General features: G+C 71.8%; 12 protein-coding genes. 6 read left to right on the top strand and 6 right to left on the bottom strand.

Annotated elements, in window-relative coordinates; translation table 11 throughout:
* Positions 1 to 140 precede the first annotated feature (140 nt).
* Together ACFWRV_RS11775 and ACFWRV_RS11770 are read right to left on the bottom strand one after the other, a co-directional pair.
* Positions 141 to 938: an ABC transporter permease gene (locus ACFWRV_RS11775; protein ID WP_384332012.1), complete on the bottom strand. Its 798-nt coding sequence runs from the start codon at positions 936 to 938 to the stop codon at positions 141 to 143.
* On the bottom strand, positions 931 to 1911 hold the full coding sequence (locus ACFWRV_RS11770) for an ABC transporter ATP-binding protein (protein WP_384332009.1): 981 nt from the start codon (positions 1909 to 1911) through the stop codon (positions 931 to 933). Before ACFWRV_RS11770 ends, ACFWRV_RS11775 begins: the two co-directional genes overlap by 8 nt.
* Before the next feature lie 123 nt (positions 1912 to 2034).
* Here ACFWRV_RS11770 and ACFWRV_RS11765 point away from each other — a divergent pair, with 123 nt between their 5' ends.
* Positions 2035 to 2754: a TetR/AcrR family transcriptional regulator gene (locus tag ACFWRV_RS11765; RefSeq protein WP_384332006.1), complete on the top strand. Its 720-nt coding sequence runs from the start codon at positions 2035 to 2037 to the stop codon at positions 2752 to 2754.
* 101 nt (positions 2755 to 2855) lie between these two features.
* Here ACFWRV_RS11765 and ACFWRV_RS11760 read toward each other — a convergent pair whose 3' ends face one another.
* The 3 genes from ACFWRV_RS11760 to aztA all read right to left on the bottom strand — a co-directional run bounded on the left by ACFWRV_RS11760 (position 2856) and on the right by aztA (position 5474).
* Positions 2856 to 3701, bottom strand: a complete 846-nt coding sequence (locus tag ACFWRV_RS11760) for a helix-turn-helix transcriptional regulator (RefSeq protein ID WP_384332003.1) — start codon at positions 3699 to 3701, stop codon at positions 2856 to 2858.
* A 69-nt stretch (positions 3702 to 3770) separates the two neighbouring features.
* A complete protein-coding gene (locus ACFWRV_RS11755; protein WP_384332000.1) occupies positions 3771 to 4526 on the bottom strand; it encodes an SDR family NAD(P)-dependent oxidoreductase in 756 nt (251 codons plus the stop codon).
* A 204-nt stretch (positions 4527 to 4730) separates the two neighbouring features.
* Complete coding sequence (gene aztA, locus ACFWRV_RS11750) at positions 4731 to 5474, bottom strand: zinc ABC transporter ATP-binding protein AztA (protein ID WP_384331997.1); 744 nt, start codon at positions 5472 to 5474, stop codon at positions 4731 to 4733.
* Between the two features lie 14 nt (positions 5475 to 5488).
* On the opposite strand from aztA, the gene aztB reads away from it, so the two are divergent.
* The 5 genes from aztB to ACFWRV_RS11725 all read left to right on the top strand — a co-directional run bounded on the left by aztB (position 5489) and on the right by ACFWRV_RS11725 (position 10334).
* The gene (aztB, locus tag ACFWRV_RS11745; protein ID WP_384331994.1) at positions 5489 to 6385 is read left to right on the top strand and encodes a zinc ABC transporter permease AztB; all 897 of its coding nucleotides are present in this window, start codon (positions 5489 to 5491) and stop codon (positions 6383 to 6385) included.
* A gap of 10 nt (positions 6386 to 6395) precedes the next feature.
* On the top strand, positions 6396 to 7631 hold the full coding sequence (locus ACFWRV_RS11740) for a hypothetical protein (RefSeq protein WP_384331991.1): 1236 nt from the start codon (positions 6396 to 6398) through the stop codon (positions 7629 to 7631).
* Positions 7628 to 8593: a zinc ABC transporter substrate-binding protein AztC gene (gene aztC / locus ACFWRV_RS11735; protein ID WP_384331987.1), complete on the top strand. Its 966-nt coding sequence runs from the start codon at positions 7628 to 7630 to the stop codon at positions 8591 to 8593. The genes ACFWRV_RS11740 and aztC overlap by 4 nt, the downstream gene beginning before the upstream one ends.
* An 88-nt stretch (positions 8594 to 8681) precedes the next feature.
* A complete protein-coding gene (gene aztD, locus ACFWRV_RS11730) occupies positions 8682 to 9890 on the top strand; it encodes a zinc metallochaperone AztD (RefSeq protein WP_384331984.1) in 1209 nt (402 codons plus the stop codon).
* 234 nt (positions 9891 to 10124) lie between these two features.
* Entirely contained in the window at positions 10125 to 10334 is a 210-nt protein-coding gene (locus ACFWRV_RS11725; protein ID WP_384331981.1) for a hypothetical protein, read from the top strand.
* 156 nt (positions 10335 to 10490) lie between these two features.
* Here ACFWRV_RS11725 and ACFWRV_RS11720 read toward each other — a convergent pair whose 3' ends face one another.
* Positions 10491 to 11645, bottom strand: coding sequence for an agmatine/peptidylarginine deiminase (locus ACFWRV_RS11720; protein WP_384331978.1), 1155 nt, complete (start codon positions 11643 to 11645; stop codon positions 10491 to 10493).
* Positions 11646 to 11759 lie beyond the last annotated feature (114 nt).

The following is an 11759-nucleotide window of genomic DNA, read 5'->3' as shown; positions in this document are numbered from 1 at the left end:
GATTATCGGTTATGCCCGGTTTGGGATTTCCGGCGGATAGTCGCTGGTCAGGCCCGTGATCAGAGGGGTGACGCCCGCCTCGGACACGTCTGCGGCCGGCGGAGGGCTTTCGTCCTCCGCCGGCCGCCTGGCGGGATTCTTCAGGCCCGGCGGACCAGCGCGCGCACGCTGATCGTGACGCCGAGCAGGCACCAGACCACCAGCACGGCGATGTCGGTCCCGTGCACCGTGCTGCCGTCGGACACCAGCCCCGCGCGCAGCAGGTCGCCCGCGGGGCGGAACGGTAGCCAGTCGTGCGCCGCCCCCAGCCAGTCGGGCAGCTGGCCGGCGGGGAAGGTGATCGGCGAGAACAGCATCACGAAGAACACCAGGACCTGACTGGCGAGCTGGGCGAGCAGCGGCGGGAGCAGTACGGCGAGCGCGTAGCCCACCGAGGTCGCCATCACCGCGGTCAGCACGGAAGCGGCGATCAGGAGGGGCCAGTCGAAGCTGTAGGTGAGGTCGTAGTACAGCCAGGCCACGAACACCGAGACGGGGATGCCCGGAAGGGCGACGACCAGCCACACCGTCAGGTCGGCCAGCAGGTGCAGCGGGCGGGGCACCGGCAGTGCCCGCAGGTAGGTGAACGTACCGCTGGTGCGGGACTGCGCCACGCCCTGCGGGACCATCACCAGACCGATGACCATCAGCAGCACGGTGGGGGTGCCCGTGGACAGGAACAGCGCGGCCGGAGTGTTGAGGTCGTCGATGAGGAACCCGAAGCCGATGATGATGCCCGCCGCGAGCACTGCCTGCACGACGAGGATCAGCGGCAGCATCGCGCCGATCTGGGCCATGTTCCAGCGCAGCAGGGTCAGATAGGTCGTCACCAGGCCGGTGCGCGGGGGCACGGGACGGGCGGTCCGGGTGCGGGGGGCGGTCATGGTTGCCTCAGACATGGGCGGCTTCCTCCGTAGTGGCGGCCGCGCTCGAAGCGGTGGCGGCGAGGTAGACGTCTTCGAGGGTGGCGGGCGCCAGGGAGTACTCCTCGATGAGGTGCTCCGCGCGGAGCCTCGTGGCCCAGGCGACGGCGGCTTCGGCGTCGGAGGGGCCGAGCGTCAGCAGGACCCGGCGGCCGACCCGGACCCGGCGCGTGAACGGGATCGGCGCACCGGTAGGGGAGTCCGAGGGGTCCGGCCCGTCGAAGTTCAGCGAGAGTTCGAGCCGCAGGTCCTTGTCGCCGGGGCCACGCAGGTCGCTCGGTGATCCGGCGGCCACGACCTTGCCGTGGTCGAGCACGACCAGTTCGTCCACCACGCGCTCGGCCTCCACCACGTTGTGGGTGACCAGCAGTACGCCCGCGCCCTCGTCGCCGAGGCGGCGCACGGTGTCCCACAACCGCCGCCTGCGGCCCGCGTCGACGTCGTTGGAGGGCTCGTCGAGGATGACCAGCGGGACGGGCGCGACCGCGGCCATCGCGAACGCGGTCAGCCGACGCACTCCGCCGGACACGCCCCGGCCGTCCGGGAGGGCGCGCCGGTCGAACCACTCGTGGATGTCCAGGTCCTCGGCGAGCCTGCGGGCGGAGGCGGCCGCGTCGGCGCCGGACATGCCGCGTACCCGCCCGGCGATCTCGATGGCGCCGCGGGGCGTCAGGCCCTCGATGGGCGCCTGCGACTGCGGCTGGAGTGCCACGCAGCGGCGAGCCGTCGCCGGGTCCGCGACCGCGTCCGCGCCGGCCACCCGGATCGAACCGCTGTCGGGCTTGAGCAGGCCCACGATCTGCGAGACCAGCGTGGTCTTGCCGGCGCCGTTGTGCCCCAGCAGGCCGACCACCTCGCCGGCCCTGACCCTCAGGTCGATCCCGTCGTTCGCGACGACCGATCCGAACTTCCTGGTGAGGCCTTCGACCTCCAGCACCGCGTCACTCATATGCGTTCCTCCGTCATCCCCGGTGCGCCCGGGTGCTTGCGATACTAGCGGTATTTAGATTCGCTGGGTATCTAAAGTCTAGCGGTATCGCGATGCGGTCGGTACGTCAACTAGGATGCGGGCATGGATCAACTCGCCCCGATGACGACGCCCCGGGTACGCAAGAGCCGCGCCGAGCAGAAGCGGGAAACCCGCGAGGCGCTGACGCTGGCGGCACTGGGGACGTTCGCCCGGGACGGCTATCACGGGGCGAGCCTGGAGGGAATCGCCAATGAGGCGGGGTTCTCCAAGGGCGCGGTCTACTCGAACTTCGGCGGCAAGGCCGAACTGTTCCTCGCGGTGATGGACCACAATCTCCAGGCGCTGCGCGGCGCGGACTGGGACCCGTTCGCGGTGCCCGAACCGTCCGGCGCGGCGCTGTCCGAGCCGGACGCGGAGCCGGGGGAGGACGCGGCGGAGATGGTGCGGGGCTTCGGTCTGGCCATGCTGGAGTTCATCGCGACCGCGGCCCGGGACGAGAAGCTCATCGGTCTGCTGCGAGCCCGCGTGGAGGTCCAGCTGAACGCTTACGGGCGGGTCGCCGCTGCCGGGCGCCCGGAGGGCGAGCACCTGCCCGTCGACGACATCGCACAGCTCATGACCGCACTCGACCAGGGCGTCTCCGTGCTCCAGTTGAGCGGCATCGCCTCCGTGGACGGCGGGCTGATGCGCACCGGCCTGCGCCGCCTCCTCGACCCGGAGAGCGCCGCCGTCGAACCGTCACCGGCCCGGGGCGGCCATGCTCCCCACCTGCCGGACATCGAGTGGGTGCGCCGGCTCACCCGGGACACCCCGGACGCCTGAACCGGCCCCCGTCGGGAAGCCGCGCCGCTGCCGGGAGGACCCGGGTCGACGGCGCCGCTCCGCCGGCGGGCCGGAGGAGCGCCGGGGACGGGCCTGGCCGGCTAGGTGCCCACCCGTCGTGCTCCCAGTACCGGCAGCAGTCGCAGCCTCTCGTCGTCCGCCGAGCCCGGCGCGGCTGTGTAGACCAGCAGCGTCTGGTTCTGCTCCGGGTCCACCAGTACCTGGCACTGCAGGGTGAGGACGCCCAGCTCGGGATGGCGCACACGCTTGGGATCCACGCGCGGAGCGTCGATCTCGTGCGCGCTCCACAGCGAGGCGAACTCGTCGCTGCGCTCCAGGAGGCGGTCGCGCAGCTCCTCGGCGCGACCGCCCGCTCCCTGCCGGGAGTAGGCGGCGCGCAGGCCGGAGGTGAAGAAGCGGCTGTGCAGCGGATGGTCCTCCTCCGGATACAGCAGCCGGGTGGCGGGGTCGGTGAACCACCGGTAGGTGAGACTGCGCTCGGGTCCGGTGTACCCCGTCTGGTCGCCGAGGAGCGCTGAGGCCATCGGGGTCTGGGCGAGGGTCTCCGCCACGTCGCTGACGACCTGCGCCGGGGTGTCGTCCAGCCGTCCGAGGATGCGCATCAGGCCGGGCGTGATGTGGTCCGAGCGGAGATCGCCGGGGCGGGAGGGCGTGTTGTGCCCGGCGATGCGGAAGAGGTGATCGCGCTCGGCGAGGGAGAGGCGCAGGCCGCGGGCGATGGCGGCGAGCATCGGCTCCGACGGCTGCGGCCCGCGCTGCTGTTCCAGCCGGCTGTAGTAGTCGGTGGACATCCCGCTCAGCGCCGCCGCCTCCTCCCGGCGCAGGCCGCGGGTGCGGCGCCGCGGCCCGCGGGGCAGGCCCACGTCCTCCGGTTGCAGGGCTTCGCGGCGGGTGCGGAGGAAGTCCGCGAGTTGGACTCGGTCCACGGTTCCAGTCTCCCTCATGCCCCGCACCCGAGGCCGGGACGGTGGTGGTGGTGTTGTTCGGGTGGGGCGTCAGAGCAGCATGCCGCCCGACGCCTCGATGCGCTGCCCGGTGACCCAGGACGTGCCCTCGGCGAGCAGCGCGGCGGCCGCGGCGCCGATGTCCTCGGCCTCTCCGGGACGCCCCAGGGCCGTGACGCCGCTCAGCATGGAGCGCATCTCCTGGTTGTCACGGACGCCGCCGCCGCCGAAGTCGGTGCCGGTGGCGCCCGGTGCGATGGCGTTGACCGCGATACCGCGCGGGCCCAGTTCCTTGGCGAGGTAGCGGGTGAGGATCTCCACCGCGCCCTTGGCCGCCGCGTAGGCGGCGGTGGGTGCGGCGATGAAGCGGGTCAGGCCGGTGGAGACGTTGAGGATGCGCCCGCCGTCCTTGAGCAACGGCAGCAGCGCCTGGGTGAGGAAGAAGACGCCCTTGACGTGGACGCCCATCAGCCCGTCGAACTGCTCTTCGGTGGTTTCCTCGAAGGGTGCGTGCACGCCGTGTCCGGCGTTGTTGACGAGGATGTCGAGGTCCTCGCGGCCCCACTCCTCGGCCAGCGCCGCCCGCACCTGTGCGGTGAAGGCCGGGAACGCGGCGGTGTCCCCGGTGTCCAGCCGCAGGGCGACCGCCGTACGGCCCAGCTTCCGGGCCTCCTCGACGACGGCCTGGGCCTCCTCGGCGTGTGAGCGGTAGGTGAGGATCAGATCGGTGCCTGCTGCGGCGAGGTGCAGGGCAGTGCTGCGGCCGAGGCCGCGGTTGGCTCCGGTGATCAGGGCGATGCGCGTCATGGTGGGCTCCCTTTCCGTGAGGTGCGGGCAGGACCGCCGGTCCGCCGCCTATCCGTCCACGGTGTCGCAGGCCGAAGGGCGGATGAAGGCCGCAGTGATCCAGGGATCGCGAATCCCCCCGTACGGCTCCGCCACGACCTGCGGCCTGCCTGGTGCCGAGCCCGCGCGGTCAGGCGCACCGGTCTTCTGTCCGGAGCCCCTGTCTCACGCCGGCTGCCAGACGCGGGACAGGGCCGTCGGCGTGAGCACCTGCCCGGGTGGGCCCTGCCCGACCAGCCGGCCGTCGCTGAGGAGCAGGCAGGCGTCGGCCGAGCGGGCGGCCTCCAGGTCGTGCGTGGCCTGGACGACGGTCGTGCCGTCGGCGACCAGATCCGTCAGCAGCGCCGTGATCCGGTTCCGGGCTTCGGGGTCGAGCCCGGTGGTCGGCTCGTCCAGAAGCAGCAGGTCGGACTCTTGGGCGAGGCCCTGGGCGATCAGTACGCGCTGACGCTGCCCGCCGGACAGCTCGCCGAGCCGGCGGTCGGCGAGGTCGGCGACGCCCAGTCGTTCCATGGCGGAGTCGACCACGGTTCGGTCCTGCCGGGCCAGCCTTCGCCACAGCCCTCGCTCTGCCCAGCGGCCCATCTCCACGGTCTGCCGTGCGGTGAGGGGGAGTGCGTCGCCGACGGCGCCGCGCTGCGGGACGAAGGCCGGCGGGCGCCCTTCCGCGTAGCGGAGTTGACCGGATGTGGCATCGATCACGCCGGCGAGGACGCCGAGCAGCGTGGACTTGCCGCTGCCGTTCGGTCCGACCAGCGCCGTCATGGTCAACGCCGTTATCACCGAGCTGAGTTGGTGGAGCACCGGACGGCCGGGATAGCCCGCGTTCAGGTCGTGGAACCGGACGCGCTCGCCCCGTGGTTCGCCGCCGGGCGGCGTCGGCACGCTGTTATTGAACATGATTGTCATTGTAGGGTCATCGCATGGAGTGGTTGACGGCCCCCTTCGAGGCGGCCTTCGTGCAGCGTGCCCTGTGGGCCGGGATCCTGGTGTCGGCGATATGCGCCCTGGCCGGGACATGGGTGGTGCTCAGGGGGATGGCCTTCCTCGGTGACGCCATGTCCCACGGTCTGCTCCCGGGCGTCGCGGTCGCCGCGCTGCTCGGCGGCAACCTGCTGGTGGGGGCGGTGGCGAGCGCGGCCGTCATGACAGCAGGCGTCACCGCCCTCGGTCGCACCCCAAGGCTGTCCCAGGACACCGGAATAGGCCTGCTCTTCGTCGGCATGCTGTCCCTCGGCGTCATCATCGTGTCGCGCTCGCAGTCGTTCGCCGTGGATCTCACCGGCTTCCTCTTCGGCGACGTCCTCGCCGTCCGCGAGAGCGACGTGGTCCTCCTCGCGGTGGCGCTGCTGCTGGCGCTGGTCGTCTCCGTGCTCGGCCACCGCGCCTTCCTGGCCCTCGCGTTCGACGAGCGCAAGGCCCGGACGCTCGGCCTGCGCCCCGGGCTCGCGCACGCCGTGCTGCTCGGTCTGCTGGCCCTGGCCATCGTCGCCTCCTTCCACATCGTGGGCACGCTGCTCGTTCTCGGCCTGCTCATCGCCCCGCCCGCGGCAGCCCTCCCATGGGCGCGAAGCGTCCACGGCGTCATGGCCCTTGCCGCGGCCCTCGGCGCGGCCGCCACCCTCGGCGGCCTGCTGCTCTCCTGGCACCTGCGCACGGCGGCCGGCGCGACCGTCTCGGCCCTCGCGGTCGGCCTCTTCTTCCTGTCCCACCTGGCGTCCGGGTTCCACCACCGACGTCGTACGCGCCGCGCAGGCCTCCCCGCCCGGGCCGGCACGTTCACCGCGAACGCCCCCACGACCCGACCGAACGAAACCTGAGGCGATCTCCTTGTTCGTCCGAACGAACGTCCCCCTGGCACCGGTACTCCTCTCCGCGGTCCTCATGACCGCGGGCTGCGCGAGCCAGGGCGACGCCAAGTCCCGTACCGAAAGCCCTACTTCGCCCGCTGCTCCGCACGGCTACGTGGAAGGCGCCACCGAAGCCGCCGAGCAGCAGTCCCGGCTCCTCCTCGGTGACGCCGACTCCGGCGACACGCGCGTGCTGGACCTGATCACCGGCAGGATCCACGACACCGCGCGCAGAGTCGGAGTCACCGAACTCACCACGGACGGCCGCTTCGGCTACTTCCACGGCCCGAACGGCACCCACGTCCTCGACAGCGGCGCGTGGATGGTCGACCACGGAGACCATGTGCACTACTACAGCGCGAAGACCAAGGAGGTGGGAGAGCTCCCGGGCGGCACCGGCACGAGCATCCGCAGCGACCAGGGCGTCACCGTCGCCACGGCGGCGGACGGGACGGCGATGGCCTACCGCCGCGCCGAACTGGAGAAGGGGACCCTCGGTACGCCGGAGCGACTCCCGGGCACCCACGCCGGTCCCGTCGTGCCGTACGCCGAACACCTGGTCACGCTCGTGCGCGACGGCGACGCTCCCGCGCAGGCCGTGGTCCTCGACCGGTCCGGCAAGCGCGTCGCCGCCCCCCGGTCCGCGTGCGAGGACCCGAAGGGCGACGCGGTCACCCGGCGGGGGGTCGTCCTCGGCTGCGCCGACGGCGCCCTGCTCGTCCGCGAGGACGACGGCGCCTTCACCGCCGAGAAGATCCCGTACGGCGAGGAGGTGCCGGGCCCGGAGCGGGCCGCGGAGTTCCGGCACCGGCCGGGCAGCACCACGCTCACCGCCCGGGCGGGCAAGAACGCCGTCTGGATCCTGGACGTCACCGAGCGTGCCTGGAAGCGCGTGGCGACCGGCCCGGTGGTCGCCGCCAACACCGCGGGTGAAGGCGCCCCGCTCGTCGTCCTGGAGCGTGACGGAGCCCTGCACGGCTACGACATATCCACCGGCCGGGAGACCACCGCCACCGACCGTCTGCTGAAGGACGTCCCCGAGGCCGCCGGCGGCGGGACCGGGGCACCGGTGATCGAGGTCGACCGGAGCAGGGCCTACCTCAACGATCCCGCCGGCAGCCGTGTGTACGAGATCGACTACAACGACGGACTCCGGGTCGCCCGCACCTTCGACCTGGACGTCCGGCCGTCCCTGATGGTGGAGACGGGCCGATGAGCGTACGGGTGAGGGCGGCGCGGCTGCGCGCCCTGCTGCTGACCCTGGTCACCTTCCTCGTCGTCGCCGGTACGGCGACCGGCTGCGCGGGCGGCGGCGACGACGACCGCCCCCGGATCGTGGTGACGACCAACATCCTCGGCGACATCACCCGGGAGATCGCCGGAAGCGAGGCGGACGTCAGCGTCCTGATGAAACCCAACGCCGACCCGCACTCCTTCGGACTCTCCGCCGTGCAGGCCGCCGAACTGGAGGGCGCGGATCTGGTCGTCCACAACGGCCTGGGCCTGGAGGAGAACGTCCTGCGGCACGTGGAGGCGGCCCGGGAATCGGGAGTGGCCACCTTCGCGGCGGGCGAGGCGGCCGACCCCCTGACCTTCCACGCCGACGAGGAGGGCGGTCGGGGCGGCGGGGCCGGAGCGCCCGACCCGCACTTCTGGACCGATCCCGACCGCGTGCGCACGGTGGCCGGCCTGATCACCGACCAGGTGGTCGCGCACGTGGACGGCGTCGACGAGAAGGCCGTGCGGGACAACGCCGAACGCTATGACGGGCAACTCGCCGACCTCACCGCCTGGATGGAGAAGTCCTTCGCGGCCATTCCCGAGGGCCGCCGCGCCCTGGTCACCAACCACCACGTCTTCGGCTACCTCGCCGACCGCTTCGGCTTCCGCGTGATCGGCGCGGTCATCCCCAGCGGCACGACGCTCGCCTCGCCCAGCTCCTCCGACCTGCGCTCCCTCACCCGGGCCATGGAGAGGGCCGAGGTGCGCACAGTCTTCGCCGACTCCTCCCAGCCCACCCGGCTCGCCGACGTCCTGCGCCAGGAGATGGGCGGTCACGTGGACGTCGTCCCGCTCCACTCCGAGTCGCTGACCGAGAAGGGCAAGGGCGCCGGCACCTACCTGGAAATGATGCGCGCCAACACCTCGGCCATGACCGAGGGCCTCACCGGCGACTGACCGCTTTCCCCCGAGGGCCGGCCTACTGAACGCCGACCCCTCCACCCCACCATCCCGTGCCCTGAGGGCCGGAGAGGACACACACACGATGAACAGGTCGACACGCGCCGGAATGCTCACGGGCACCGCCCTCGTGCTGACGGCGTCCATGGCGCTGACCGCCTGCGGCGGCAGTGGCGACGCCGCGTCCGAGGCCGGGCCGAAGCAGACGAAGCAGGCGAAGAGCGGCGAGGCCGTCGCGGTGAAGAACCCGCTGGTCGCCTCCTACGACGGGGGACTGTACGTCCTCGACGGCGAGACCTTGAAGCTCGCGAAGAGCGTCGAGCTGCCCGGCTTCAACCGGGTCAACCCGGCGGGTGACAAGGACCATGTCGTCATCTCCACCGACAGCGGCTTCCGCGTGTACGACGCGGCCCGGCAGACCTTCACGGACGCCGATTTCAAGGGTGCCAAGCCCGGCCACGTCGTGCGGCACGGCGGCCGGACGGCCCTGTTCACCGACGGCACCGGCGAGGTGAACGTCTTCGATCCCGCCGACCTGGCCGGCGGCAAGCGGCCGCAGGGGCGCAGCTACACGTCCGCCGACGCCCACCACGGTGTCGCCATCGAACTGGCCGGCGGTGAACTCCTCACCACCCTGGGCACCGAGGAGAAGCGCACCGGAGCCCTCGTCCTGGACAAGGACGACAAGGAGATCGCACGCGCCGAGAACTGCCCGGGCGTCCACGGCGAGGCCGCCGCCGAGGGCGAGGTGGTCGGCCTCGGCTGTGAGGACGGCGTCCTGCTCTACAAGGACGGCGAGTTCACCAAGGCCGACGCCCCCGGCGACTACGCCCGTACCGGTAACCAGGCCGGCAGCGACGTCTCCCCGATCCTGCTCGGCGACTACAAGACCGACCCCGAGGCGGAACTGGAACGCCCCACCCGCATATCGCTGATCGACACCCGTACGGCGAAGATGAAGCTGGTCGACCTCGGCACCAGCTACTCCTTCCGCTCGCTCGCCCGTGGCCCGCACGGCGAAGCCCTCGTGCTCGGCACCAACGGTGTCCTCCACGTCATCGACCCGGAGACCGGCGAAGTGGAGAAGAAGATCGAAGCGGTCGGCGACTGGACCGAGCCCCTGGACTGGCAGCAGCCCAGGCCCACCCTGTTCGTCCGTGACCACACGGCGTACGTCTCCGAACCGGGCAAGCGCCAACTGCACTCCTTCGACCTGGACTCGGGGGAGAAGCGGACGTCCGTGACGCTGCCGAAGGCCACCAACGAACTGTCCGGGACGGTGGACGGCCACTGACCGGTCCCGCGCCGAGCACTCCCTGCGGTCCGCCGACCGGTGACAGGTCGTACGGGGGAGCCTTCCGGTTCCCGTCGGCCCAGCGGTTTCGGAAGCACCGGGTGCGCGTGACCGGCTCGCCGTGCTTCCGTGCCCAGCGCCGGCGGAGCGTGTGATGCCCGGACCGTGGGCATCACCTCGGTACTCGGGTTCCTGGCTCCGCCCGGGGTCCGACAAGGTCGAGGAGAGAGCGCGATGACCGCATCACCCGAGCCCCTGGCCACCTTCTGCGGGAACTGCGACTGCGGCTGCCCGCAGTTGTTCGTGGACGAGAGCGCCCCGCCCGAACGCCGGATCGTGATCACCGACGACTTCGGGCAGCGGGTGGAGATGAGCCCGGACCAGTTCGGGTCCCTGATCGAGGAGGCCAAGGCCGGCCGCCTCGACGCAGCCGCAGGCGCGTGATGGCCACGCGGGTCCGGGAAGGGAGGCTTCCCGGACCCGCGCGTCTTTCGAGGTCACCGACGCTTGGCGGTGCGCAGCGGCTTGGCGTGGCAGCCGTTGCCGTCCAGTGAGCGCCTGCCCCGAAGGAGGCCCGCTGTTCCCCGCGCCGGGCGGGTGTCAGTCGACCGGCTTGCCGGGCTGGTCGTGCGTGGCGCAGTGGATGCCACCGCCCCCGGAGGCGACGGTGTCGATCACCACCGGTACGACGTCGCGGTCGGGGAACTGCTCCTGGAGGATTCCCCGGGCCCGGTCGTCCGCCTTGCGGTCGCCGAACCGGGGCATGAACACCGAGTCGTTGGCGACGTAGAAGTTGGCGTAGGTCGACACGAAGTCGTCTCCCTCGCCGGTGATCCGGTCCAGGTCGGGCTGCGGCAGGTCGATCACCTCGAAGCGGCGGCCGCGGGCGTCGGTCGCCTTGCTCAGCACCGCCCTGGCCTGGTCGGCCGCGCGTGACCAGGAGTCCGGGGGAGTGCCGGGGAACGCCTGGTCCAGCAGCACCACTCCCGGCGCGGTGAAGCGGACGAGGCTGTCCACGTGGGCGTCGGTGATGTCCTCGCCGCGCACGCCCTTCAGCCACACCACCTTCTCGACGCCCAGGGTCTCGATCAGATCGGCCTCGATGTCGTCGCGGCTCAGGCCCGGGTTGCGGTTCTCGTTGACGATCGAGCTCTCGGTGATCAGCAGCGTCCCCTCCCCGTCGGTCTCGAAGGAGCCGCCTTCGGAGACGAGAGGGGCCTCGACCCGCGGAATCCCGTACTTCGACAGGAACGTACGGCCGACGCGCGCGTCGTTCGTGTGTTCCTGCTTCTCGCCCCAGCCGTTGAAGTTGAAGTCGACCCCGATGACCTTGCCGCCCTCCTCGACGAAGACCGGGACCGTGTCGCGCGCCCACATGTCGTCCACGGCGAGGGGGATGACCTCGACCTGCGAGCCGCAGGCCCGCTGGGCCGCCTTCCGCTGGTCGGGCCTGGCCATCATGACGACGTACTCGTACTCCGCGATGGCCCGGGCGATACGGGCGATGTCCTCACGTACGTACGGGAGGTCCTCGCCCCAGACCGATTCCAGGGCGGGCCATGACATGAAGGTGCGCGCGTGGCTGTCCCACTCCGCGCCGAACCGGCGCTCTCCCTCGGACGCGCGGTCGGCGCCGGTGCCGGAGGCGAGGGAGGCGGAGTCCTCCGGGCCGCAGGCCGCGGCGCCGAAGGCGAGTACGCCGAGCCCGGAAAGGGTCCGGAGGACCGTACGGCGGGTGGGGGGAAGGTGAGACACGAGGTGCTCCGATCGTGAACGTTAAAGACTATCCGGCGGCACGGGGTACCGCGCGAGGGCGCGACGACGCGAGGGCTCCGGCCCGGGGGCCGGGTCCGGGCAGCTGCGCTCTGC

Origin of the sequence: Streptomyces sp. NPDC058576, from assembly GCF_042718715.1 — a bacterium.
Lineage (GTDB): Bacteria > Actinomycetota > Actinomycetes > Streptomycetales > Streptomycetaceae > Streptomyces.
This window is presented reverse-complemented; position numbering and strand designations above follow the sequence as displayed.

Bases quoted from the DNA above. Each gene is read 5' to 3' on its own strand.
- aztA (WP_384331997.1), bottom strand. From the start codon at position 5,474: ATGACAATCATGTTCAATAACAGCGTGCCGACGCCGCCCGGCGGCGAA.
- ACFWRV_RS11755 (WP_384332000.1), bottom strand. From the start codon at position 4,526: ATGACGCGCATCGCCCTGATCACCGGAGCCAACCGCGGCCTCGGCCGC.
- ACFWRV_RS11775 (WP_384332012.1), bottom strand. From the start codon at position 938: ATGTCTGAGGCAACCATGACCGCCCCCCGCACCCGGACCGCCCGTCCC.
- ACFWRV_RS11725 (WP_384331981.1), top strand. From the start codon at position 10,125: ATGACCGCATCACCCGAGCCCCTGGCCACCTTCTGCGGGAACTGCGAC.
- aztD (WP_384331984.1), top strand. From the start codon at position 8,682: ATGAACAGGTCGACACGCGCCGGAATGCTCACGGGCACCGCCCTCGTG.
- aztB (WP_384331994.1), top strand. From the start codon at position 5,489: ATGGAGTGGTTGACGGCCCCCTTCGAGGCGGCCTTCGTGCAGCGTGCC.
- aztC (WP_384331987.1), top strand. From the start codon at position 7,628: ATGAGCGTACGGGTGAGGGCGGCGCGGCTGCGCGCCCTGCTGCTGACC.
- ACFWRV_RS11770 (WP_384332009.1), bottom strand. From the start codon at position 1,911: ATGAGTGACGCGGTGCTGGAGGTCGAAGGCCTCACCAGGAAGTTCGGA.
- ACFWRV_RS11765 (WP_384332006.1), top strand. From the start codon at position 2,035: ATGGATCAACTCGCCCCGATGACGACGCCCCGGGTACGCAAGAGCCGC.